Source organism: Sphingopyxis sp. MC1, from assembly GCF_000371385.1.
GTDB lineage: Bacteria > Pseudomonadota > Alphaproteobacteria > Sphingomonadales > Sphingomonadaceae > Sphingopyxis > Sphingopyxis terrae.
The window spans coordinates 155175-179416 of sequence record NZ_AOUN01000002.1; the positions used below are offsets into that span (position 1 = coordinate 155175).

At 63.7% G+C, this 24242-nt stretch carries 24 protein-coding genes and 1 tRNA gene; 8 read left to right on the forward strand and 17 right to left on the reverse strand.

The window, feature by feature from the left end; genetic code table 11:
* The first annotated feature begins 41 nt into the window (after positions 1-41).
* On the forward strand, positions 42-1526 hold the full coding sequence (locus EBMC1_RS01255; RefSeq protein WP_003039382.1) for a peroxidase family protein: 1485 nt from the start codon (positions 42-44) through the stop codon (positions 1524-1526).
* Between the two features lie 316 nt (positions 1527-1842).
* Here EBMC1_RS01255 and EBMC1_RS01260 read toward each other — a convergent pair whose 3' ends face one another.
* The 6 genes from EBMC1_RS01260 to EBMC1_RS01285 form a co-directional block, all read right to left on the reverse strand.
* Positions 1843-2844 (reverse strand): type IV secretory system conjugative DNA transfer family protein, encoded by a 1002-nt coding sequence (locus EBMC1_RS01260; protein WP_196795381.1) that lies wholly within the window; start codon positions 2842-2844, stop codon positions 1843-1845.
* Between the two features lie 5 nt (positions 2845-2849).
* Complete coding sequence (locus tag EBMC1_RS01265) at positions 2850-3524, reverse strand: hypothetical protein (RefSeq protein WP_196795382.1); 675 nt, start codon at positions 3522-3524, stop codon at positions 2850-2852.
* 264 nt (positions 3525-3788) lie between these two features.
* Complete coding sequence (locus tag EBMC1_RS17685) at positions 3789-4199, reverse strand: DUF5681 domain-containing protein (protein WP_003039392.1); 411 nt, start codon at positions 4197-4199, stop codon at positions 3789-3791.
* A 119-nt stretch (positions 4200-4318) separates the two neighbouring features.
* The gene (locus EBMC1_RS01275; RefSeq protein WP_231292847.1) at positions 4319-5605 is read right to left on the reverse strand and encodes a site-specific DNA-methyltransferase; all 1287 of its coding nucleotides are present in this window, start codon (positions 5603-5605) and stop codon (positions 4319-4321) included.
* 113 nt (positions 5606-5718) lie between these two features.
* Complete coding sequence (locus EBMC1_RS01280) at positions 5719-6147, reverse strand: hypothetical protein (RefSeq protein WP_003039397.1); 429 nt, start codon at positions 6145-6147, stop codon at positions 5719-5721.
* Entirely contained in the window at positions 6144-6365 is a 222-nt protein-coding gene (locus EBMC1_RS01285) for a helix-turn-helix domain-containing protein (protein ID WP_003039400.1), read from the reverse strand. The genes EBMC1_RS01280 and EBMC1_RS01285 overlap by 4 nt, the downstream gene beginning before the upstream one ends.
* 54 nt (positions 6366-6419) lie before the next feature.
* On the opposite strand from EBMC1_RS01285, the gene EBMC1_RS01290 reads away from it, so the two are divergent.
* Positions 6420-6971: a hypothetical protein gene (locus EBMC1_RS01290; RefSeq protein WP_156000871.1), complete on the forward strand. Its 552-nt coding sequence runs from the start codon at positions 6420-6422 to the stop codon at positions 6969-6971.
* Between the two features lie 481 nt (positions 6972-7452).
* On the opposite strand, the gene EBMC1_RS01295 is transcribed toward EBMC1_RS01290, so the two are convergent.
* From EBMC1_RS01295 to EBMC1_RS01330, 8 genes are all read right to left on the reverse strand, one after another.
* A tRNA-Met gene (locus tag EBMC1_RS01295) sits at positions 7453-7529 on the reverse strand.
* Between the two features lie 59 nt (positions 7530-7588).
* Positions 7589-8074, reverse strand: coding sequence for a 2'-5' RNA ligase family protein (locus EBMC1_RS01300; protein ID WP_003039406.1), 486 nt, complete (start codon positions 8072-8074; stop codon positions 7589-7591).
* Positions 8075-8304: 230 nt separating this feature from the next.
* Positions 8305-9066 (reverse strand): alpha/beta fold hydrolase, encoded by a 762-nt coding sequence (locus EBMC1_RS01305; protein WP_003039409.1) that lies wholly within the window; start codon positions 9064-9066, stop codon positions 8305-8307.
* Positions 9067-9068: 2 nt separating this feature from the next.
* Positions 9069-10001, reverse strand: coding sequence for an endolytic transglycosylase MltG (gene mltG / locus EBMC1_RS01310; protein WP_003039412.1), 933 nt, complete (start codon positions 9999-10001; stop codon positions 9069-9071).
* 63 nt (positions 10002-10064) lie between these two features.
* Positions 10065-11324, reverse strand: coding sequence for a beta-ketoacyl-ACP synthase II (gene fabF, locus EBMC1_RS01315; protein ID WP_003039414.1), 1260 nt, complete (start codon positions 11322-11324; stop codon positions 10065-10067).
* Between the two features lie 169 nt (positions 11325-11493).
* Positions 11494-11730, reverse strand: coding sequence for an acyl carrier protein (locus tag EBMC1_RS01320; protein ID WP_003039428.1), 237 nt, complete (start codon positions 11728-11730; stop codon positions 11494-11496).
* 222 nt (positions 11731-11952) lie between these two features.
* Complete coding sequence (locus tag EBMC1_RS01325) at positions 11953-13713, reverse strand: tetratricopeptide repeat protein (protein ID WP_003039433.1); 1761 nt, start codon at positions 13711-13713, stop codon at positions 11953-11955.
* A gap of 519 nt (positions 13714-14232) precedes the next feature.
* Positions 14233-14796, reverse strand: a complete 564-nt coding sequence (locus tag EBMC1_RS01330) for a DUF3617 domain-containing protein (protein WP_003039436.1) — start codon at positions 14794-14796, stop codon at positions 14233-14235.
* A gap of 50 nt (positions 14797-14846) precedes the next feature.
* On the opposite strand from EBMC1_RS01330, the gene uvrB reads away from it, so the two are divergent.
* Entirely contained in the window at positions 14847-17033 is a 2187-nt protein-coding gene (uvrB, locus tag EBMC1_RS01335) for an excinuclease ABC subunit UvrB (RefSeq protein WP_040589269.1), read from the forward strand.
* A 97-nt stretch (positions 17034-17130) separates the two neighbouring features.
* Complete coding sequence (locus EBMC1_RS01340; protein ID WP_003039442.1) at positions 17131-18636, forward strand: S10 family peptidase; 1506 nt, start codon at positions 17131-17133, stop codon at positions 18634-18636.
* Positions 18637-18877: 241 nt separating this feature from the next.
* Here the strand turns inward: EBMC1_RS01340 and EBMC1_RS01345 are convergent, their stop codons facing one another.
* Positions 18878-19315 (reverse strand): hypothetical protein, encoded by a 438-nt coding sequence (locus EBMC1_RS01345; RefSeq protein WP_003039444.1) that lies wholly within the window; start codon positions 19313-19315, stop codon positions 18878-18880.
* A gap of 128 nt (positions 19316-19443) precedes the next feature.
* Between EBMC1_RS01345 and EBMC1_RS01350 the strand changes: the two genes are divergently transcribed.
* The gene (locus EBMC1_RS01350; protein ID WP_003039447.1) at positions 19444-20139 is read left to right on the forward strand and encodes an NRDE family protein; all 696 of its coding nucleotides are present in this window, start codon (positions 19444-19446) and stop codon (positions 20137-20139) included.
* A gap of 10 nt (positions 20140-20149) precedes the next feature.
* Here EBMC1_RS01350 and infC read toward each other — a convergent pair whose 3' ends face one another.
* Both infC and EBMC1_RS01360 read right to left on the reverse strand, forming a co-directional pair.
* Positions 20150-20686 carry a translation initiation factor IF-3 gene (gene infC, locus EBMC1_RS01355; protein WP_003039450.1) on the reverse strand — a complete coding sequence of 179 codons (537 nt, stop codon included), beginning with the start codon at positions 20684-20686 and terminating at the stop codon, positions 20150-20152.
* A 185-nt stretch (positions 20687-20871) separates the two neighbouring features.
* A complete protein-coding gene (locus EBMC1_RS01360) occupies positions 20872-22086 on the reverse strand; it encodes a penicillin-binding protein activator (RefSeq protein ID WP_003039452.1) in 1215 nt (404 codons plus the stop codon).
* On the opposite strand from EBMC1_RS01360, the gene rsmI reads away from it, so the two are divergent.
* From rsmI to gshB, 3 genes are read left to right on the forward strand one after another with little or no spacing between them, the layout of a single operon-like run.
* Positions 22070-22930 (forward strand): 16S rRNA (cytidine(1402)-2'-O)-methyltransferase, encoded by an 861-nt coding sequence (gene rsmI / locus EBMC1_RS01365; protein ID WP_040589114.1) that lies wholly within the window; start codon positions 22070-22072, stop codon positions 22928-22930. The genes EBMC1_RS01360 and rsmI overlap by 17 nt on opposite strands.
* On the forward strand, positions 22927-23277 hold the full coding sequence (locus EBMC1_RS01370) for a YraN family protein (RefSeq protein WP_003039458.1): 351 nt from the start codon (positions 22927-22929) through the stop codon (positions 23275-23277). Before rsmI ends, EBMC1_RS01370 begins: the two co-directional genes overlap by 4 nt.
* Positions 23278-23288: 11 nt before the next feature.
* Positions 23289-24239, forward strand: a complete 951-nt coding sequence (gene gshB / locus EBMC1_RS01375; protein WP_003039461.1) for a glutathione synthase — start codon at positions 23289-23291, stop codon at positions 24237-24239.
* Positions 24240-24242: the final 3 nt, after the last annotated feature.

Sequence of the window (24242 nt, forward strand, 5' to 3'; positions counted from 1 at the left end):
AAAAATCGCAACAGCATAGCTAGATAGCAGGAGAGACTGCCATGCCTCGTCACGGCGTATATCCGCGCGACATCGTTCCGCCGCGCTCAAAATATTCCGACGCTGGCCGCTTCGGCCGCATGTTCGGCGAATTGCCCCCCTTCGCCGCCGATACCCCCGATGTCCGCGCCGCGCTGATGGAGATCGGCAAGCCTGGCGGGATCATGGATTCCAAGGACAATCTGGCCAAGACGCCCGCCGAGCTCATCACCAACCCGGCGCTGTCGGCGAAGAACAGCGACAACCCCAACCTGACCGCGGGCTTCACCTTCCTCGGCCAGTTCCTCGACCATGACATGACGTTCGACCCGACCTCCAGCCTCGAACGGCAGGCCGATCCCGAACAGATCGCCAATTTCCGCACGCCGAGCCTCGGCCTCGACAATGTCTACGGCGCCGGGCCGGGCGGCAGCCCGCATCTCTACGACACGCGAGGCGGCAAGGGCGGCAAATTCCTGCTCGAAGCGACGGGCACCGCGAACAAGTTCGACCTGCCGCGCAACAGCCAGAAGGTCGCGTTGATCGGCGATCCGCGCGATGATGAAAATCTCATCATCAGCCAGCTCCAGGTCGCGTTCCTGAAATTCCACAACGAGGTCGTCGATTATGTGAAGACCAAGATCAAGCTGACCGGCTCCGACGAGATTTTCGCCGAGGCGCAGCGGATCGTGCGCTGGCATTATCAATGGATCGTAGTCCATGAGTTCCTGCGCCGGACCTGCGGCGATGCGGTGGTCGACGATGTGCTGCAGAACGGGCGCAAATATTACAGCTGGCACAACGAGCCCTATATTCCGGTCGAATTCTCGGTCGCCGCCTATCGTTTCGGGCACAGCCAGATCCGCCCGTCCTACCGCGCGAACTTCACCGGCAACGGCGGCAATCCCTTCTTCGCGATGATCTTCAAGCCCACCCTGTCGGACCCCGACGATCCCGACGACCTGTCGGGCGGCTGCCGCGCGCCGCGGCGTTTCGTCGACTGGCCGACCTTCTTCGACTTCGCCGACGGCAATGTGAAGCCGAACAAGAAGATCGACACGACGCTGTCGACCGCGCTCTTCCGCCTGCCGGGCTCGGTGGTGCCCAACCCCGATCCCAAGACCAACCCGGCGTCGCTCGCGCAGCGCAACCTGCTGCGTCACCTGACCTTCGCGCTCCCCTCGGGCCAGCGCGTCGCCCGCGCGATGAAGCTGCCTGAGCTGTCGAAGGGCGACCTTGCCGACCTCAAGCCTCACGGCTTCGACGACCGCACGCCGCTCTGGTTCTACATCCTCCGCGAGGCGCAGACGGTGGAGAATGGCGAGCGGCTCGGCCCGGTCGGGGCGCGGATCGTGACCGAGGTGTTCCTCGGGCTGCTCCACGGCGACAAGGGCTCCTATCTGGCACAGGATCCCGAATGGCAGCCCTTCCTGCCGACCGTCGATGCGTCGAAGACGGGCGACGATTTCAGGATGGTCGACCTGCTGCATTACGCGAAGGTTGCGTAGAGAGCGGTCCGCGAAGATTGGCCGCCGGCATCGTGCGCCTATTGCCGGCGGCCAATTTGTGCCCTCCCCCCCCCCCGCCCGGGATTATCGCCTCGCGCGGATGCAGCCTGCCGGGGGAGATCCATGCCGGTGTCGCCGAAATAGGACATCTCGTCCTGAACGTCCTTGGAGTAATTCTCTCGATAATGCCGAACGATTGCATCAAGCTTGCCGCCGCCGGTGGCATTTATCAGCTCTATCGGTGTTCCATGGCAGTCCGTCGACGCTCGATAGCCCCGACCACATTGGGCTCGGGTGTGAGGCGGCCGGCACTCCGTCATTGGCTCGTCCTGTCAGAGTCAAATATATGCCTACATTCGCAGGAATACCTTGTCCCAACAAGAGGTAGTGGCCGTTTGCAGTCGGGCCGCTTTTGGCGGAATGTTGAGAGAAGCGGACTGTCGCCTCGCCCGGGTGACCATGGCTGGCGGCAACCAAAGCTGGCCGCTCGATCTCTTAACGGAGCTTCCGAAAAGCATTCGTTACCGGCTATGACACACGCCGCGAAGGAACGCGCAGGCCCGCGCAGGAAGTCGATCGCTTCCTGCGCAAATGCGACGATGCCGCCAAGGGTTTCCGGTGCGCTGATCTTGAAGAGCTGGCCGGTATTGCGCGCCTCGGGATGGCGCGAGCCTTCCAGGGCCTCGACGAGCAAAGCCCCGTTGCTCTCGGCTGCGCCGTTCACGATCTGCCGCAGCCGGCCCAGATTATGGTCCGACTTGGGCATATCGGTCAGCAGGTGAAACAGCGCCCCGACGAGCAACTGGCGCGCGCGCGCCTGCCAGAATTTGTCGCGGTCATTGGTAAATGCGAGCAATTGATCGATGAGAACATGCGCCTCATCGACGGCCGTCGCCGAATGCGGATCGATCAGATCGAGCGGGTTGAGACAGTCGCCGGGAAAGGATGTAATTCCGATCGGATCGAGCACGATAACCTGCTGCCCGAGCTCGCGCCGACGGCGTGCGGTAATCGCGGCATTCTCGCCCTTGGGGTCGATGACGATCGCGGGTCCCCTGTGCCGAAGCAGCGCCGGGACCACGCAGCCGATGCCCTTGCCGGCACCGGTCGGGGCGATGGTGATCAAATGCCCCTCGCCTTCGAGAAGTATGGGGCGCGCGGCAAGGTCCGACGCGCCTGCGTCGGCGCCGAAGCTGAATCCGATCGGCCGCTGCCTGGGACGGGTCTCGAGCGACCAGCCGACGAGCAAGCCATCGCCTTCGATGGCTTCGGGCAATTTGAGCGTGGAGGGGGTCTTTGCCCCGAACTGGTCGGCCAAGGCGCTCATTGCGATGCTCCTGCGCCGGTCTGACGATAGAATATCCCGTCGAACCGGATAGGATTATCGGGAAGACCGTCGGTCAGCAGCTTGTCGTCGATCATGTCGACGAGGCCGTAGGTCGAGATCAGAAAGGTCGCCTCGAACAGGGTAGCGCCGAAGAGAACGAGCGCGTGAATTTTCCATCCGTCGCGCTGGCGAACGGCCTCCAGCGGCCTCGCGAGCGGGACCGCGCTTTCAGGCAAGTCGAACGGGTAGATGAGCTGCTGGAGCCGGCCGGGCGATTCGATGATATAAAATGGCTTGTCCTCCATCCGGACGGCGCTGCAGAACACCCGCAGATAATCACACACGACCTCGGCCTTTTCGATCCGGATAGATATGAGATCGTTGACATCGTGGAAGATGCGCGATGTGCCATCGAGTATGTGCGGACCGTGAGGGCCGTAGAGAAAGGATATGACCTTCGAGGCCGCACCGGTCTCCTCGATCAGCGCATCCACCCACATCCAGTCCGGCCAGAAAAGCAGCGGATGGACGCGAAACGCGCCGATCTCGCCGGGCGGACATGCCGCGCTTGCAAAGCTGCCATCGCTCTCCAGCACCCCGCGAAACGCATCGGCCACATCTTCGGCGAGTTCGTGCCAGGGCCCGACCAGCGGTGGCGTCGGCCAACGCATATCCAGAATCATGCGAACTTCATCCCCTGCAAATGGCTTCGCCTTGATCGACCCGCGCGCATTCAGAAGGGACCCCATGGCTCCAACGGGCGTCGCGGTTCATTAAAGTTTCTGCCATTCTCTCACGCGGATAGTCGGACGTCCTTGCGCAAGTTTCAAGGATTTCTAAAGGCGTAGAGACCTGAGCGCCGAACCGCAGCGCTACCGCTCGGGCACCGCGTACCGCCCGGCACGCTGATCTCCTCGGCGGTTTCCCGCCTAACCTCATCCCAACTCGTCATCGACATTCTTGACGCGGTACTTCGACTGCTGAATTGCGGCAGCCGCACTCCATTGCTCCAACGGCATCTTGCCGGGCACGACCAGGACGCCACAGAGAGTGTCAAGTTTGCCAACGCCCGCATCGGCGCGCAGCTTGGCAAGATGCCGGCTTGCCGGCACATCGCCCTTGGCGGCTTTCCGCTGCATCGTCATCAGGTTGAGCTCGAGGAGGGTAACGGGCCGACCGTTGATCTCGACCACTTCATTTCCAACTCTTTCAAGAATGGACTTCAGGTCATTGTCTTGCGGAACCTTGGGACGTCGACCTGTTGGATTGCCGGATACTCCCTTTTTGAACTGGTGCTGCTTCGGCGGCTTGCCGTAGCCGACCTTGTAATCATCTTCGTCGTTCATCGATTTCTCCTCGTGCCGATGTCGAAGACGCGTGGCACGAAGTTCCGAGAACTTCACTCACGGCAATAGCAGCACAAATGAAATGAGCGGCGCGGGCATGACGCCCGCGCCGCTCATTCTCATTCTTCCAGGTCCGCGACCATTTCGGACAGCTCGTCGAATGTGCTGTCCGATCCGGCAAGCGTCGCCTTGCCGCCGGCCAGATGCTGCCAGCGCCGGATCGCGACGTCGACATACCGTGGATCGAGTTCGATCGCTCGAGCCCGCCGACCCGTCTGCTCCGCCGCAATGATGGTCGTTCCCGAGCCCGAAAACGCGTCGAGGATGACCCCGCCGCGGCGCGAACAGTCGCGGATCGCGTCGGCAACCATCGCCACGGGCTTCACCGTCGGATGCATCGCGAGTTCCTCGTCGCGATCGGCCTTCAGCGAATTGACGCCCGCATAGTCCCACACGTTGGTCCGGTACCGGCCATGCTGACCGAGCCCGAAATTGTTGATGTGGGGTGCGCTACCGTTCTTGAAGACGAATACGAGTTCGTGCTTCGAGCGATAGAAGGCGCCCATACCGCCATTGTCCTTGTTCCAGACGACAAGGTTCTTGAACTCCGCATAGGCGGAGCGGCCGGCGGCCAGGAGTTCGCCCATGTGCCGCCAGTCCATGCAGACATAGTGGATCGAACCGTCGTCGCTGAAGGCGGCAAGGTTCGAAGTGACAGTGCGGAGGAACGTGGTGAACTGTTCCTCGGTCATTTCCCCCGATGCCATCACGAACTCGTCGTGCTGCACCTTGCCCAAGCCACAGATGTGCCCGTTCACCGGCACATTGTATGGAGGGTCGGTGAAGACCATCTGCGCTTTCCCCTGATCAAGGAGACGGCGATAGACTTCGGGGTCCGTGGCATCGCCGCAGATCAGCGCATGATCACCGAGCTGCCACATGTCGCCGACACGGCTGACGACAGGAGCCTGTTCGTCGATCTGAACGGGCTCTTCTTCCTGTTGCTCGCCGGATTCCAGCCCGTTGAGCAGAGCCTCGATCTCGGCGACATCGAACCCCGTGAGCGCAAGGTCGAAGTCGCTGTCGAGTTCGGAGACTGCAGCCAGCTCCAGCGCGAGCAGGTCGTTGTCCCAGCCGGCCAGCTCGGCGAGCCGGTTGTCGGCAATGACATAGGCCCGCTTCTCGGCCTCCGTCATGTGTTCGAGACGCAACACGGGCACCGTCGCCATACCGAGCAGCTTTGCTGCCTCGATCCGGCCGTGGCCCGCGATCACCTGTCCGTCCCTGTCGACCAGAACCGGGTTGGTAAAGCCAAAGCGTTTGATGCTCGCCGCGATCTGCTCGACCTGTTTCTTCGAGTGGGTGCGCGGATTGCGTTCATGCGGCCTGAGATCGGCAACAGCCATGGATTCGAGCCTTTCCGGCTCGACTATCGTGATATTCTTCATGTCAAAGAGCTTTCCACTGGTTGATGGAAAGGCTCACATGTCACCCGCCCTTGGCGAAAACACTCACGGGATTACCGGCCCTTTATTTGTGAGACGATGTTGCGAACGCGCTCTGGCACCATCCCCATATACCTGCCGATGACGGCATAGGCCTTCTCCGCGGGTGCGAGGTTCACCGCCCACTTCTTTTCACCAGCAGCGCTGCGTTTCCCTGCCCGGGCCTGAAGCCGCGGGAGCAAGTCATCGTACAGCGAGACAATGTAAAGATCGCGCGCGATGCGAGATGGTAGCCGCTTACGGCCTCGCTTCGCGTGCAGTTGGCCTCTCAGCCCCTCGACAATGAGTTCGCGAAGCAGCGGATCCGGAACCAGGTCGACATTGGCTTCCACAATACGTGCAAGATCCTCGTTCAGGATGTCGAGGCCGCGCTCCTTTCGTGGATACAGCCAGCCGACGCTGGATCGATCATACGAGTAGAAGGGACTGCTCTCGTCAGTCATGCGCCTTTGGCCGGTCGCCGGAGCAGCTCGTCCACCTCCATGCCGAGGCCTTGGGCGAATTTCTCCGCAAGAACGATGGTCGGATTCCTCAGGCCGCGCTCGACGCCCGACACGTAGGTCCGGTCGATCCCCGCAACGAACCCGAATTCTTCCTGTGACAATCCCTTCTCCAGCCGAAGCCGGCGCACATTCGTGCCAAAGAGCCGCCGCACATCCATGCGCGCGACACGCCAGAATTTCTGCCTATCGGTCCACGGACAATGAGTCACAATTTGCTCGACTTCCGGGCACCGGGAAGCAATCTGGCGGCAATGCTGGACGAGCGCGCCTCCTATCTGGATTCTTCAGGCCTCGAGAAGGTTCTCGAACATCGGTTCGTCGCCGAACTGGCGACATCGCTGTGGATCGAAGGCTGCCGCAATGTCGAACTGCTGCGTTCGGAAGTTGATGCGCACGGGTATGACCTCGTGATCGAGGCCAGAGGCACGATGCGGCACATTCAGCTTAAGTCGATGGTTGCCGGCGGCAAGAAGCAACATGTGACGGTGAATACCAGGCTTGCAGCCAAACCATCAGGCTGCGTGGTCTGGTTCGATTATGATCCGCACACGCTGGAGCTGGGTCCGTTCCGCTGGTTCGGAGGGTCTCCGGGAGTCGGCTTGCCGGATACTGGCGATACTGTCGCCAGACATTCGAAGGCCAACGCCCTGGGACAAAAGAGCCAAAGAGCCGGGCACCGGGTCATTCGCAAATCCCGGTTCCAGCAAGTCGACACCGTAGGCGCGCTTGTCCAGTTGCTATTTGGTAACAAAACCACGCGCTAGGTTGACGTGCTGGCCGTTGGGCATTCTCCTTGGGCACACCTCCGGGAAGCCGCAGAAGCGCCCTTCCCTGCTCCGCTGAAAACATTCGCTGTTATTCCAGAATGCTTCCCTGTTTCGGGTCGACCAATTCCCTGTTTTCGGCGGTAGGGAATTCCGCTCGAAAAGCGCGGAAATCTGCGTCTCTCACCCGACTACAATCTCGCAAAACTCACCTGAATCGCAAGATTTCCCTGTAAACCTCTACTTATCAGGGAAATCCACGCGAGACCGAAGCTGTCCGGACTGCGTCGCGCACCATTATGTTTTGAGTTCATTGAATAATTTTTGGTCTTGCGCCGACTTTGGCGCAGTCCTTTTCTTAATCGCGGCCAACGAGGCCTTCTTCGCTGCATTCAAATGTGCTGACAATCAACGATTGTTCATAAACCAGCGAAAATCAGGAAATTTTTCAACCTTTGACGACCACCGTCAAACAGAAAAATGGTAGCGGAGGAGGGACTCGAACCCCCGACACGCGGATTATGATTCCGCTGCTCTAACCTGCTGAGCTACTCCGCCCCGAAAGGCCGCCCGTGGGCGAGCGGCGCCTATAGGATGCGCCATGCGTCCGGTCAATATCATGTGCGCGGCCCGCGAAAATTCCTTGCGAATGCGGCCTCCCACGGCCCTCCGCGGTAGTGATGGGCCGCGATTCCGGTGATTTCGATCGGTCGCGGACGAAAGTCGCGCGCGAGCTCGGCGAGCAAGGCGCGCGCCTCGGGCGGCGCAACCTTGTTCTGCACCGTGACATGCAGACGCGGCGTCGCCTGATCCTGCGGCGTCAACAGTCCCGCAAAACGATCAGCGATGCGCGCCCGGATCGCTATCAGGTCCGGGCTGTCGATCCGAAACGCAACCCCGCGCCCGAGCGAATAAACAGCCGACACGGCCGCGCGCGGCGGCGGCGTATCGGCGGCGATGGCGCGGAACAGAGCCGCAAGTTCCTCAAGCAGCGACGGCGGCAGATGATGGAACAGCGTGATATGCGCCGAGAGGTAATTGCGCTCGGGCGGGAAATGCGCGCGGCGCAGCGCATCGAAGTAGCGCTGATCGGCCGCGCCCATCGTTCCAGTGATGACGATGGGCGCGGCGCCAGCGACGCGAGCGGGAGGGGGGGTGTCCGCGCCGCCGCTTGCGAGATGGGATGGACGGAGAGCTCGGGAGGGGAGTTCGCTGTCGTCCATGGGACGCCCTTTCTCGCTGCCGCAGCCTCTGCGCCCAAGCGCGTCCGGCATCCAATCGATTAATTGGTTCAGAATGATCGCCCGAAACGATCAGGAAAAATCGCGTGCGCTTACAGGCTGTTCCAGAAAGCGTGAAGCGCCGCCGCAACCGCGTGCGGCCGCTGGGCAATCGCCCAATGTCCCGCATCCCCGATGATCGTCAGCGGCATCGCCCGATTCGCCGCGAACCGCTGCGCCACCGAAAGCTCGACATAGGGGTCGCCCGCCCCCCAGACGAGCATCCCCGCGCTCGGCAAGCGATCGAGGTCGAGCGCCCAGTCGTGCGCGAAACTGAGCCCGTGCGCCGATCGATAGAGTTTCAGGATCGCGCGCCTTTTGTCCTTGAGCGCCCATTGCGCCGCTTCTTCCTGCGCAATGTCGGCCGGAACGCCTTGGTCGATCAGTCCGCGGGCAAGCGCGCCGGGACGGCTGATCGCCATGAAGGCTTCGCCCAGCAGCGGCGTGTTCCAGATGCGCGCGACCCGGTGACCGCGATAGTCGGGATCGATCACCGCATTGGAAACCGCCCAGCTCCGGATCAGGTCGGGGCGCAGCATCGCGACGCGCTGCGCAATCAGCGCGCCCCAGTCGTGACCGACGATATCGACGGGACCATGCTGCGCCGCCAGCGCCGCGGCCTCGCCGGTCGCCCAATCGGCATAGGCCTCCTTCGTTGCAGCGAAACCGGCGGGAAGCGGCCCGGTGAAGCCGGGAAGCGCGGGAACGGCGACAGGCGTATCACCCAGCGCCAGAGCATCCAGCAGCGGACTCCAGATCGCCGGACTGTCGGGAACGCCGTGCAAGAAAAGCTTTGCGGTCATTCCCCCGGTCATCGCTACATCTCCCCCCTGTCGCGGCGCAGTTCATACCATTTCTGCACATTGGCATTATGCTCGGACAAGGTGCGCGCAAAGACGTGGCCACCGTCGCCCTTCGCAACGAAATAGAGATACTCATTGGGCTCGGGGTCAAGCACTGCGGCGATCGACGCCTTGCCGGGATTGGCGATCGGCCCCTTGGGAAGCCCGGCGATGGCGTAGGTATTATAACCGTTCACCGCCTGGATTTCGGAGCGCAGGATGCGGCGACCGAGCGGCTTGCCCTTGGTGATCGGATAGATGATCGTCGGATCGGCCTGCAGCCGCATCCCGATGGCGAGCCGATTGGTATAGACGCCGGCGACCGTGCGGCGCTCCGCAGCAACACCGGTTTCCTTTTCGACGATCGACGCCAGCGTGATCGCTTCGTTGCGGTCCTTTGCCGCGGTGCGCGGGCTCCGCTTGGCCCAGAGCGCGTCGAAGGTCTTGGTCATCGCCGCCTGCATCCGCGCGACCACGGCTGCACGGCTCTCGCCGGTGGTAAAGGCATAGGTGTCGGGCAGCACGCTGCCCTCGGCGGGCACCGCGACCGTTCCCGTCAGGCGCGGCTCGGCCATCAGCCGCTCCCACACCATGATCGACGGCATGCCTTCGGGGACGGTCACGAAACGCTGGACGGTTCGGCCCTCCTGCATCATCCGCAGGATGTCGCCGGCGCCCATGCCCTTCTTCACCTCATATTCGCCGGGCTTGATCGGAGCGTCGGAGCCGAAGAGGCGCGCGCGGTTGCGAAAGCCGGAGGCCGAGGTTGCGCCCGCCTTTTCCAATATTTCGCCCGCTTTGGCGATGCTGGCACCGGGCGGAATAACGACCACGGTATCGCGCGGCGCGCCGCCGGAGCAGGCCGCAAGCAGCAGCGCGAGAAAGATGGTCAGAAGGGTACGCACCAAAATCCCACCTCGTTCATGCGTCAGCCGGCCTGCCCGGAGAGCAGGCCGGCGCGACAGAGAGATTTAATCGAGTGCCTTGACGATCACGCTCGCATTGGTGCCGCCGAAACCGAAGCTATTGTTGAGCGCGGCCTTCACCGCGCGCTTCTTCGCCTTGTGCGGCACCAGGTCGACGCCCTCGGTCCCCTCGTCGGGATTGTCGAGGTTCAGCGTGGGCGGCACGATCTGGTCGCGGATCGCGAGGATGCAGAAGATCGTCTCGACCGCGCCGGCACCGCCGAGCAGATGGCCGATCGCCGATTTTGTCGAGCTCATCGACACATCGCCGATCGCGTCGCCGAACAGGCGCTTCACCGCGCCGAGTTCGATCGTGTCGGCCATCGTCGACGTGCCATGGGCATTGATATAATCGATGTCGGCGGGCGTCATTCCCGCCTTCTTCAGCGCCATTTCCATCGACCGATAGGCGCCGAAGCCCTCGGGGTGCGGCGCGGTGACATGATAGGCGTCGCCCGAAAGGCCATAGCCAACGACTTCGGCGTAGATCTTGGCACCGCGCGCCTTGGCATGCTCATATTCCTCGAGCACGACGACGCCGGCGCCTTCGCCCATGACGAAGCCGTCGCGATCCTTGTCATAGGGGCGGCTCGCCTGTTCGGGGCGGTCGTTGTAGCTCATGTTGAGCGCGCGCGCCTGTGCAAAGCCTGCAATGCCGATCGGACAGATGGTCGATTCCGATCCGCCGGCGAGCATGATGTCGGCATCGCCATCCTTGATCATCCGCGCCGCGTCGCCGATCGAATGGGCGCCGGTCGAGCAGGCGGTGACGACCGCATGGTTCGGCCCCATCAGGCCGTATTTGATGCTGACCTGACCCGAAATCAGATTGATGAGGCGGCCGTGGACGAAGTGCGGGCTGACGCGGCCCGGCCCCTTTTCGGCGAGCAGCAGGCTTTCGCTCTCGATCCCCGGCAGGCCGCCGATGCCCGACCCGATCGAGCAGCCGGCGCGCAGCTTTGTCTCGTCGTCCATCTCGGTCAGCCCGGCGTCTTCGAGCGCCTGTCCGGCGGCGTCGATGCCATAGATGATGAAGGGATCGACCTGCCGTTGCACCTTGTGGTCGACGCGCTTGTTGGCGTCGAAGCCATATTCATGGTCGGCCGGCTTGACCTCGCACGCAATCGTGCATTTCTGGTCGGAGGCGTCGAAGCGGGTGATCGTTCCCGCACCCGACTTCCCGGCAAGCAGATTGGCCCAACTGGTTTCGACGTCTCCGCCCAGCGGCGTCACCAATCCCAAACCCGTCACCACAACCCGGCGCATAGACTTTCCTTTCGTCGGTTCCGGCCCTTGCGGAACCCGGCATCATTCTTGTCGGGGCATGCCCATAAAAAAAGCTTCCCGGCCACTGCGCGCGAGCGCTCGGGACCGGGAAGCCGGAAACGCGTGGGCAGCGTCGCCGCCGCGTCCGGCTGGGCCGGACCGGACCGCTTTAGCCCTTGTTCGCTTCGATGTAGTCGATCGCGTCCTTGACGGTGGCGATCTTTTCCGCCGCGTCATCGGGAATTTCGACACCGAATTCTTCTTCGAACGCCATCACCAGTTCGACGATGTCGAGGCTGTCGGCGCCCAGATCGTCGATGAAGCTCGCTTCTTCGGTGACCTTGTCGGCTTCGACGCCCAGATGTTCGACGACGATCTTTTTAACCTTTTCGGCCGAATCGCTCATGCACAGTTCCTTTTTTCTGACTGTCTCGTGAATGTTGGGATTTGCCCTAGTGTCCGTCGGCGGGGCTGGCAAGAGGGCTGGCGCGTTGTGGGCGCCGAAGCTCGCATCAACCCGCCCTTTCCTGCCGCGCGGCGGGTCCAGACGCCTCCCCCTTTCGTCCCTTGGGCAACCACCGCATAAATAGGAAACGGCACCGCGGCCTTCAAGCGCCAGGCGCACCGTTCATCGCGCGACCGGCTGCGGTGCCACCACCCCCGATTCCCGCAGCGCCTTCGACGCACGCCGGATCACTTCGGGATTTATCATGAACTGGCGCAGCACCTTTTCGGGTGGCGCATCCTGCGGCTGGCGCGTGTAATCGAGCAGATGCCGCCACAGGCCGCGCGCTTCGTCGACCTTGCCCTGCCGCGCAAAAACGATGGCCCGCACCATCGTATATTGCGGCTCCATGGTGCTGGGCGATGGCATATGATCGAGGACAGCCAGCGCGTCGTCCTGCCGCCCCTGCTGCGAATAGACGAAGGCGAGCGTGACCGCCGGAACGCCTGGCGCCGACGCGTCGAGCGCCAGCGACCGTTCGAGCAGCGCAATGCCCTCTAAGGGCTGGTCGCAGGCAATCTTGAACACGCCCTGGAATCCGGCCGTGTCGGCGTCATAGGGGTTGAGCCGTACCGCGGCATCGCCAATGCCAACGCCGCCGCGGCAATTGCCGGCATAATATTGTGCGCGCGCCATCGCGAATGTCGCCGCCGCAGTTTCGGCGCCGCTGTCATAAGCGCGCTGGGCGAGCGAGACGGCTTCGGCATAGGCCTTGTCGCCCGCCGGTGTGCCGCGCAGCGGCTGCCAATCCCCGAAACGCACGAGCGAGAGCGCGGCAAGCGCCGCCGCGTCGCGTGGATTGCGAAAGATCGTCGCGCGCAGGCAGGCATCGACCTTCTTCGCGGTGTCCTTGTCGCGCAGTTGTCGCAACCGGTTGAACTGCGCCAAGCACGGATAGCCGGGCGCAAAATTCTCTGGCTGCCGCGCCAACTGATCGCGAACGATCACGCCATAATCGCCGGCAATCTGCGCGATCGCCGGATCGATCGCTTCGAATCCGGGCATCTGATCGCGCGCCAGGTGAAATTGCTGCGACCAGATGGTGCGCTGATCCGAAACGCGGTTTAGCACCAGCGTGACATCGGCCGGCCCCGCGAGCGTGCGGACGAGCGAAACATCGAGGCGATAGTCGGCACGCTGCGTGGTATCGACCTTGCCCGCTGATGCTGCACTGCGGAGGTCGATGAGGTCGAAACGGCGCAGACCGTCGCGCAACCGCGCGTCGAGCGCCCGGGCCAGCGCGCGCGAAACCGGCGTGCTGCCCGATTGCGGAAGCGCAATCTCGAGCAGCGGCGGCGGCACGGCCGATGGCGCGAACATCCGTTGCCAATTGCCGGCAAGCCACCAGCCGCCCGCGAGCATGGCGACGGCGACGATGACCAGCACCGTCCACCAGCGCGCCCGCGACGATGGCGCTCCAACGCCGGGATGACGCGTTGACGTCACACCGGCCCCCCCCGCCTCCGCAGCCGCCGCATCTTCGCCGACGCCGGGGGTTACAGCGGCGCTACGTGCCGGCGGTGCGGTCCGGTGCTGCACCACAATCTCGTAGCTGCCCTGTGGGACGCGCAGGCGATGGACCCACGGCGTTTCGGCATAATAGCGGTCGAGAAGATTGCGCAGGCGGCCCACCATCACGCGTGGATAGCTGTCGACCGCGGGATCGAAATCGGCGTTACGCCCCAGCGCCTCGGTCGCGATCGCATAGGCCTTCGGAGCGCTGCGGCCGCCGCGAAGCCGGTGTTCGACCAGATATTGCAGCAGGCGCGACAAGACCGGCGAGCGCAGGAACAACTGGGACTCGCGGAGCCTCTCGAACTCCTCGGCGATGATCTGGTCGGTTTCGCCGGCCTCGAGTGTCTTGTTCGCTTTCGCGCGGTCCATGCAACCCTCTTATACCCTCTGGCGGGGTGTGTCCGCTAGATACGCAAATCGACGAATGCGGCCAGCCATATTTGTTTCAATGTAACGGTAACAGCCCGGATTGGCCATATTTCACCGGGTTTAACCCCTCCCGGAAGGGTGAAAGGACAGGACGAAAAGATTAAGAAAATCCTAATTTTGGGCGACATGCCGCAACGTGACCCCATGTTACTGTCATCTTCCCCGACGCCATGAGATCGTTCGATTGTCGTGATGCGCGCTTGCGCGGTCACGGCCCGGTTCGGGCTTTGCCTGCCGGGCAATTGAGGTTTCAGGATCGAAGCGCGCGAGCTGGTCCCTGGCGCACTCCGGTATATCCCGAGACCTCATGAACAAGTGACTTCGCCGGGCGGGATTGTAGCCCCACCTGCACCTCGCCCGGCAAGTCCGCACTTACCCTATTCAACAGAATGGTCGCTCCCAAGCGTCAGGCCAGTGCGATCCAGATGGGGCCGTCGGCCGAAGTCTGCGCTCGTCGCGTCAGACGTCGCCGGCCTTGCAGGCGCCGGTGCGCTTGGCCGACATCTGCATCTTCATCGACATGCCCGCAGGCCCTTCGCCCTGCCCCGTGCTCGCCATTTCCATCTGGTAGCTGTCGCCGCTGTAGGTGCCCTTCATCGTCATCGTCCGCGGACCAGCTTCGCTGGTGCAGCTCATCTTCGCTTCGATCACGCCATGCGCCATCTCGAAATGATCATAGGTGCATTTGCCGCCCGAATTTTCCGCCATTCGCGCCTTCGGATCGCGCGCGTCTTCCGGGGTCAGGCAGTTTTCGAAACTATGCCCCTGTGCCAGCCGCGCCTTCATCTGCTCCTGCATCTGCGGCGGCAGTTTTTCCATTCCGGGCATCGTCATATCGGTGATCTTCACCGTGCCGGCCCATTGGCCGGGCTTCATGAACTCGCCCGAAGCGACCGCATCGGCGACCTTGTTCTGCACCGATTCGACCGATTCATTCTTGGCCGACACGCCCTTGCCGCTGTCGCATGCGGACAGCGCGAGCAGCGCGCCCGTCGCCAACAGAATATTGCGCTTGAACATCATCCAGACTCCCGCCGTTGCCGATGCGCGGCATCCTCACCATATTGGCAGCGATGGCAATTCAGATTCGCACCTCGCTCGACGAAATCGACACGGCGCAGGACTATGTGCCGCACCGTCCCGCTCGCCCCGACAAGGTGGAGGGCGGCAAGCGGTTCGAACTGGTCAGCGACTATTCCCCGGCGGGCGATCAGCCGACCGCGATCCGCGAGCTGGTCGACACCGCCAGGGAGGGCGAACGCGATCAGGTGCTGCTGGGCGTCACGGGATCGGGCAAGACCTTTACCATGGCGAAGGTGATCGAGGAATTGCAGCGCCCGGCGCTGATCCTCGCGCCGAACAAGATCCTCGCGGCGCAGCTCTATGGCGAGTTCAAGAGCTTCTTTCCGAACAATGCGGTCGAATATTTCGTCAGCTATTACGACTATTATCAGCCCGAGGCCTATGTGCCGCGGTCGGACACCTATATCGAGAAGGAAAGCAGCGTAAACGAGGCGATCGACCGCATGCGCCATTCGGCGACGCGCGCGCTGCTCGAACGCGACGACGTGATCATCGTCGCCTCGGTGTCTTGCCTTTACGGCATCGGATCGGTCGAGACCTATTCGGCGATGATTTTCGACCTCAAGAAGGGGCAGGTCGTCGACAGCGGAGAGATTATCCGCAAGCTCGTCGCGCTACAGTACAAGCGCAACGACCAGGCCTTCGCGCGCGGCAATTTCCGCGTCCGCGGCGACAGCCTCGAAATTTTCCCGTCGCACTATGAGGATATGGCGTGGCGCGTCAGCTTCTTCGGTGATGAGATCGAGGAGATCACCGAATTCGACCCGCTGACCGGCAAGAAGATCGCCAGCCTCAACTATGTGCGCGTCTATGCCAACAGCCACTATGTCACGCCCGGCCCGACGCTGAAGCAGGCGACCGAAGCGATCCGCCACGAACTCGCCGAGCGGCTGAAGGAGCTCGAAACCGAAGGCCGGCTGCTCGAAGCGCAGCGGCTCGAACAGCGGACCAATTTCGACCTCGAAATGATCGCCGCCACCGGAAGCTGCGCGGGAATCGAGAATTACAGCCGCTTCCTGACCGGTCGCCTGCCGGGCGAGCCGCCGCCGACCTTGTTCGAATATCTCCCCGACAATGCCTTGCTGTTCGTCGATGAAAGCCATCAGACGATCCCGCAGATCGGCGCGATGTCGAAGGGCGACCATCGCCGCAAGATCACCCTCGCCGAATATGGCTTCCGCCTGCCCTCCTGCATCGACAACCGGCCGTTGCGTTTCGCCGAATGGGACATGATGCGCCCCCAGACGGTCAGCGTGTCGGCGACCCCGGGGCCGTGGGAAATGGACCGCACCCAGGGCGTTTTCGCCGAGCAGGTCATCCGCCCGACCGGGCTGATCGACCCGCCGGTCGAGATCAAGCCGGTCGAGGAGCAGGTCGACGATCTGATCGCCGAGGCGAAGAAAACCGCCGCGGCGGGTTATCGCACCCTCGTCACCACGCTCACCAAGCGCATGGCCGAGGATCTGACCGAGTTCCTGCACGAAGCGGGGCTCAAGGTCCGTTACATGCACAGCGACGTCGAAACGCTCGAGCGCATCGAGATCATTCGCGACCTCAGGCTCGGCGTGTTCGACGTGCTCGTCGGCATCAACCTGCTGCGCGAGGGCCTCGACATTCCCGAATGCGGGCTCGTCGCGATCCTCGACGCCGACAAGGAAGGCTTTCTGCGCAGCGAAACCAGCCTCGTCCAGACGATCGGCCGCGCCGCGCGCAACGTCGATGGCCGCGTCATCCTCTACGCCGACCGCATCACCGGCAGCATGGAACGCGCGCTGCGCGAAACCGACCGCCGCCGCGCCAAGCAACAAGCGTATAACGAAGAACATGGCATCACGCCGACGACGATCAAGCGCAACATCGGCGACATCATCGCGCATGTCGCGTCGAAGGATCAGGTCACCATCGACCTCGGCGACGACAAGCCCGACCATATGGTCGGCCACAATCTGCGCGCCTATATCGCCGACCTCGAAAAGCGGATGCGCGACGCCGCCGCCGACCTGGAGTTCGAGGAAGCCGGCCGCCTGCGCGACGAAATCCGCCGCCTCGAAGCCGACGAACTCGGCCTGCCGGCGGACGAACAGGTGGCACCGCGTGTCGGCCGGAGCAACGAAGGGAAGCCGGGAACGAGGAAGGGCCGCTTCGGGAAGCAGAGCAAGACGAAGTGGGGGCGGTAACGCCCCCTTCGACCAAAGCCCGATTGTAACCGACAAGTAGCCTTGTCTCCCCTTTACGCGCGGCCTAGCGTCCGCTCCGCAAACGGGGAGAATATCTATGAAAACGGGTCTGTCGCTGATCGCGCTGGCGCTTGCCGCTGCGATTCCTGCCACGCTTGCCGCGCAGGACGCGCCGGCCGAAAAAGCCAAGCCGGAAAAGGCCGAGGACATCGTGCCGCAGGTGCACACGACGCGCCTTTCGGGCACGTTCGGCGGGCAGAAGATCGGCTATGCCGCGACGATCGGCGAGACGATCCTGAAGAACAAGGATGGCGTGCCCGAAGCGGCGATCGTCACCACCTCCTATATCAAGGAGCCGCGCGATCCGGGCCGCCCGGTGACTTTTCTGTTCAACGGCGGGCCCGGGTCGGGCACCGTCTGGTTGATGATGGGTGCGTTCGGGCCGAAGCGCGTCGCGATCCCCAGCGATGCCAAGGATGACGGCGCCCCGCCCTATCCCATCGTCGACAATCCCGATTCGCTGCTCGACGTGACCGACATCGTCTTCATCGACCCGCCCGGCACCGGCTTCTCGCACCTGATCGGCAAGGCCGACCCCAAGGATTATTATGGCGTGACGCAGGACGCGAAAGCCGTCGCCGAAGTCATCCGGCGCTGGCTCAACGACAATGGCCGCTGGAACAGCCCCAAATTCCTCGGCGGCGAAAGCTATGGCACCACGCGCTCGGCCGCGGTCGCGAACCAGTTGATGAATGTCACCTTCAACGATGTCGGCCTCAACGGCATCATCCTCATCTCGACGGTGCTCGATTTCGCGGCCGGGTCGGATACGCCAGGCAACGAGCTCAGCTATATCACCAACCTCCCTTCGATGGCGACGACCGCCCTCTATCACGGCAAGGCAAGCGCGCCGTCGGTCGAACAATTCGCCGAAGAGGCGCGCCAGTGGGCGATCGGGCCCTATGCCGCGGCGCTGCTCAAGGGGCAGAAGCTGCAGGGCGAGGAACGCGCCGCGATCCGCCGCGAGCTTGCCCGCTTCACCGGCCTGTCCGAAACCTATCTCGAGCAGGCTGATCTGCGCGTCACGCCCGGCCGCTTCTACAAGGAATTGCTGCGCGACCGCGGCCTGACCGTCGGCCGGCTCGACAGCCGCTACACGGGCAAGGACTATGACAATGCCGGCGAAGAGCCCGACAATGATCCCAGCTTCTATGGCATCGACGCGGGCTACACCGCCGCGATCAACAGCTGGGCGCGCGATACGCTGGGGTTCAAGACCGACCGCGAATATCAATCGATCAGCGGTATCGGCGGCCAGTGGGACTGGCGCATCGGAGGCCGCGACACCAACGCCTATCTGAACGTCGCGCCCTATATCGGGCAGGCGCTGCGCGAAAACAGCGGACTGCGCGTCTTTGTCGGTCAGGGCTATTATGATTTCGCGACGCCCTTTTTCGCCGCCGAATATTCGCTGTCGCGCACCGGCATCCCGCAGGATCGGATCGAGTATAAATATTATGACGCGGGACACATGATGTATATCCGCGACGAGGATCGCCACAAATTGTCGTCGGACATCCGCGCCTTCATTCGCGCGCGGTAGAAGAGCGACCGGTTGCGGACCATGTCCTCCCTGTGGCGCAGCCATGGGGAGGGGAACCGCCGCCGCAGGCGGTGGTGGAGGGGCCGCGATGCTTGCGCAATCGCCCCTCCGTCAGCGCTGCGCCGAAGGCGCGGTTTATCCTGAGCGCCTGCAAGGCAGTCGAAAGGCGCTGCCACCTCCCCATCGCTGCGCGACAGGGAGGAGCGTCAACACCCGCTCTCCACCTCAAAAGCCTTTGGGTTCAGCGCAGCACCCCGGCCGCGGCCTGTTTGCGTGCGTAGAGAAACAGCGCGATCAGGATGACCCAGATGACCGCGGTGAAGACCATCGGGAAGGTTCCGAACATCCGCATCAGGTCGCCATAATGCATGCCGAACTGGTAGACGCAGCTAACCGCCAGTCCGGCAAGCGAGACCATGAAGGCCGCGACCGCATGGCGGCTGCGGACCAGCAGCAGAAGCGATCCGATTACCGAGCCCCAGACGCCGAGCGCCCATCCCGCGTTCGCCCAGACCGGAAAGCCCGTAAACCACGCCTGCTGCTCGGGCGTGAAAGCGGCCAGATAATCGGGATTCTGGATCTTGGTCATCACATAGTCCATCGCGCCGAAGGCGTTCCAGACGAGCGATACGGCCCCGACGACCCACAGGTGCCACGGCGTTTTGACGGCTACATTCATGTTGATCTCCCCCTCCAGAAAGATGGGGGCAGACTATCATCCATTCGCGCGCTGGACAATTGGTGATGTAGGCGCGCAACACACCGTAAACGCTTGGCAAATCCGCCGCGCTCTCCGATAGGCAGCGCATGTGTGTCGTCGCCCTTGCTCGCCGCGTCCATCCCGACTGGCCGCTGATCCTGATCGGCAACCGTGACGAGTTTCACGCGCGGCCTGCGGCGGCGCTCGCCGAATGGGACGATGACAGCGGCATCGTCGCAGGGCGCGACCTGCAAGCCGGCGGGACATGGCTTGGCGTGCATCGACCGAGCGGACGCGTCGTCGTGGTGACCAATGTCCGCGGCGCGATGCCCGATCCGGCGAAGGAATCGCGCGGCGCGCTCGTCGTCGACATGCTGCGCGGCGACGGGCGTTTCGGCGATCCGTCCGAACCCGATCTCGACCGGTTCAATGCCTTCAATCTGTTCGCCGCCGATGGAAATGCCCGCCTGCTCACCAACCGGCCCCAGCCGCTGATCGCGGCGCTGGCGGACGGCGTTCATGCCCTTGCCAACGAACCCGCCGACCGCCCCTGCCCGCGCGCCGAACGGCTGCGCGCTGCGCTGGCCGCCACGGTCGAGGCCAGCGCCGACCCCGAAGGGCTGCTCGATACGCTGACCGCCGAAGGAGACCCGGCACTGTTCCTGCGCGGCGAGGTCTATGGCACGCGCGCCTCGACGCTGGTCATGATCGGCGCGAGCGGCCATGTCCGCATGGTCGAACGCCGATACGAAGCGGGCGGCCGCTCCGCCGGAACGACCGCCCTCGATTTTCGTATCGGCTGAGCCGCAAATCCTACTTAGGTGCGAGCACCATCAGCATCTGCCGCCCTTCGGTGCGCGGATGCGCCTCGACCTTGGCGATCTCTGCCGTCATCTCCGCCACGCGCTGCAGCACGTTGAGGCCGAGCTGCGTATGGCTCATTTCGCGGCCGCGGAAGCGCATGGTCATCTTGACCTTGTCGCCTTCCTCGAGGAAGTCGAAGACCTTCTTCATCTTCACTTCGAAATCATGATCGTCGATGTTCGGACGCATCTTGATCTCTTTGATTTCCTGGGTCTTCTGCGTCTTGCGGGCCGCATTGGCTTTTTTCTGGGCTTCGTATTTATACTTGCCCACATCCAGGAACTTGCACACCGGCGGATCGGCGTTGGGGGATACTTCGACCAGATCGAGGCCGACTTCGGCCGCCTGTTCGATCGCTTCAGCAGTCAGCATTACGCCCAGATTTTCGCCTTCCTCGTCGATCACACGGACCTTGGGCGAGGCGATGAATTCATTGTATCGCGGGCCGTTCTTCGGCGGCATTGGCGCCAGCGGGCGGCGGGTCATGGGCGGGCGTATAGCTGTATCTCCTGTGTCGTTTCAGTTCATATGCGCAGCGGGCGCGCAAACGCGCGCGCGGTGCACATATAATGAACATTGGCGCGGCGTAAAGGTTGCCGTGCGCAATTTACCGGCGGTTTTCGTCCGACTGTGGCGGCTATGCCACGCCCGCCGCCCCTAGGATCCGGACCCTACCATTTGGCGGGCGCGGGGTCGATCACGCGGAAGCCGCCCGCCCCCACCTCGCTGACCTCCAGCGCGCGGATCGCGATGCCGCGGTCGTTGAAGCGGAAGATGCCGTCGATGCCGCCGAACCCGTCCGCCGCCATCAGGCGCCCGGCAGGAAAGTTGGTCCCCGGCTTCCAGTCACGCGCAATGCGCACCGTCAGCAGCACCGAATCATAGCCGAGGCTGGCCAGGCGATAGGGCGCCTTGCCGAACCGGGTGCGATATTTGGTGGCGAGCTGGCCGTAGAGGCCGTCCGAAACGCTGGCGAACCATGCACCGCGCATCGCCGGGTTGCCGCCCAGTGTCGCATCGGTGTTCCACAATTCGGTGCCGAGGATCTGGCGCTGTCCCGCGCCCTTGATGATCGGAACCGCGCGCACCGCATTGCCGCCGACATCGGCGATCAGCACCGCGTCCATCGCACCCGCGCTCGCCAGACGGCGCGCCGCGCCGGTCAGCGCCGCGGCGCTGCGGTCATAGGTTTCGGTCGCGACGAGCGTTCCGCCCGCATTGGCGACCGCCGCCTTGAACGCCGCCATCGAACGCTCGCCATAAAGATTCTTGGGGATCAGCGCGCCGAAGCGCTGCTGCCCCTTGGCGCGGGCAAAGCTCACGACCCGCTCGACCGACTGGCCGGGAACGAAGCCCATGATGAAGACGCCGTTGCCCGCGACGCTGCTGTCGTTCGAAAAGCTGATGACGGGCACCTTCGCCGCCCGCGCGATCGGCGCCACCGCGGTCACATCCTCGCTGAGCAGCGGGCCGAGGATCAGCTTGTTGCCGTCGGCCACCGCCTGCTTCGCAGCCGCGGCGGCGCCCAGCGCGGTGTCATACGTCGTGATGCGGACCTTGTCAGCCTTGGTATCGAGCAGCGCCATCGTCGTCGCATTGGCGATCGCCATGCCGACATCGGCGTTGGTTCCCGTCTGCGGAACGAGCAGCGCGACGCGGTGGCGGTCGGTATCGGTCGGCAGGCCGGGGCCGACATTGTCGGTGGGCTTGTCGGGCGGCGGTGGGGTGGCCGGACCGTTGGTCTTTGGCACCACCTGGCATGCGGCGAGCAGCCCGCCAAGCGCCAGCGTCGCGATACCGCGCAGCAATTGCCGCCGCGGCGACGCATTCCCTTGGCGCTCGCGCGTCGTTTCTGCCATCTCTGCCGCCATGCCGGATTCGACCATCTCTATATCTCCCTTGCCCGGTCTCTATATCGTCGCGACGCCCATCGGCAACCTTGGCGATATCACCCCGCGCGCCGCGGCGGTGCTTGCGCGCGCCGACGTGATCGCGGCGGAGGATACGCGCGTCACGGCAAAGCTGCTCGCACATCTGGGCTTGCGTGTTCCGATGACCCCCTATCACGATCATAGCGACGAACGCGCCCGTGCGGCGCTGGTTGCCCGGATGGCGGACGAAGTCGTCGTGCTGGTGTCCGACGCCGGAACCCCGCTGATTTCGGACCCCGGCTACAAGCTGGTGCGCGATGCGCGCGCGGCGGGACGGGCGATCACCACCCTGCCCGGCCCCTGCGCCGCAATTGCCGCCATCACCTTGTCGGGCCTGCCGAGCGATCGCTTTCTTTTTGCGGGCTTCCTGCCGAACAAGGCCAAGGCACGCGCCGACACGATCGCCGAATTCGCCGCTCTGCGCGCCACACTCGTCTTCTATGAAAGCGGGCCGCGCCTCGTCGCGACGCTGGCCGCGCTCGCCGCCGGCCTCGGCAATCGCGAGGCTGCGGTCGCGCGCGAAATCAGCAAATTATACGAAGAATGCGTCACCGGCCCCCTCGAAGCGCTCGCCGCGCGCTACGCCGACGCGCCGCCCAAGGGCGAGATCGTCGTGATGGTCGGCCCACCCCAGGAGCAGGCGGTCGAAGCCGCGGACGACGACGCGATCGACGCGGCGCTGCGCGAGGCGCTGGACGAGCAGCCGGTGGCCAAAGCGGCCAAGGCCGTCGCCAAGCGCTTCGGGCTCGACCGTCACGCCGTTTATGCGCGCGCACTCGCGCTTAAGGATCGCGCTTGAACCGCGCCGCCGCCGAAGCGCGCGGACGCCGGGCCGAACGGCGCGCTGCCTGGTGGCTGCGCCTGCATGGCTGGCGTATCCTGGGCGAACGGCTGCGCGTTCCCGCGGGCGAAGTCGATCTGGTGGCGCGGCGCGGCCGCACCCTCGCTTTCGTCGAAGTGAAATGGCGCGACCGCGCCGCCGATCTCGATATGGCGATCGACGAATTTCGCCTGCGCCGCGTCGCCGCAGCCGCAGAAATGCTCAGCGCGCGCTTTGCGCGACCCGATGATGATATTCGCATCGACGTGATGCTCCTTGCGCCGGGGCGCTTGCCTCGCCATCTGGTCCACGTCTGGCAGCCCTGAAGGAAGACGGAATGACCCTGTGCGCGGCGGTTCAAATGGACCCGATGGATGGCATCAACATCGGCGGCGACAGCAGTTTCGCGTTGATGCTGAAAGCGCTCGAACGCGGCTACACCCTCTATCACTACGATGTGCGCGGGCTGACCTGGGAGGCCGGACGGCTGACGACACGGGCGCACCCCGTTCTCGACGTCAAGCGCGAGTCCGGCGCGCATTACCGCTTCGGCGATCCCGTAACGATCGACCTCGGCCGCGATGTCGATGTCGTGCTGATGCGGCAGGATCCGCCCTTCGACCTCGGCTATCTTACCGGTACCTGGCTGCTCGAACGCATTCGGGGCGAGACGCTGGTGGTCAATGATCCCGTTTCGGTGCGCAACGCGCCCGAAAAGGTTTTCGTGCTCGATTTTCCGCAATTCATGCCGCCGACGATGGTCACGCGCGATCTTGACGCGGTGAAGGATTTTCAGGCGCGCCACGGCGCCGTCGTCGTCAAGCCGCTACACGGCAACGGCGGCAAGGCGGTGTTCCGCATCGACGCCGACGGCAGCAATCTGGGCGCACTGGTCGAACTGTTCGGTCAGGTCTGGCCCGAACCCTTCATGGTCCAGCAATTCCTGCCCAGCGTGTCCAAAGGCGACAAGCGGATCGTGCTGGTCGACGGCGACGTGGCCGGCGCGATCAACCGCAAGCCCGGCGAAGGCGAATTCCGGTCGAACCTTGCCGTCGGCGGCTATGCCGAAGCGGCGGAATTGACGCCGCGCGAGCAGGAAATCTGCGCCGCGCTCGGCCCGCAGCTCAAGGAACGCGGCCTGATCTTCGTCGGTATCGACGTGATCGGCGGCGAATGGCTCACCGAAATCAACGTCACCTCGCCGACCGGCATCGTCGCGATCGACCGTTTCAACAACAGCGATACGGCCGGCATGATCTGGGATGCGATAGAACGCCGGATCGCTTGAGCC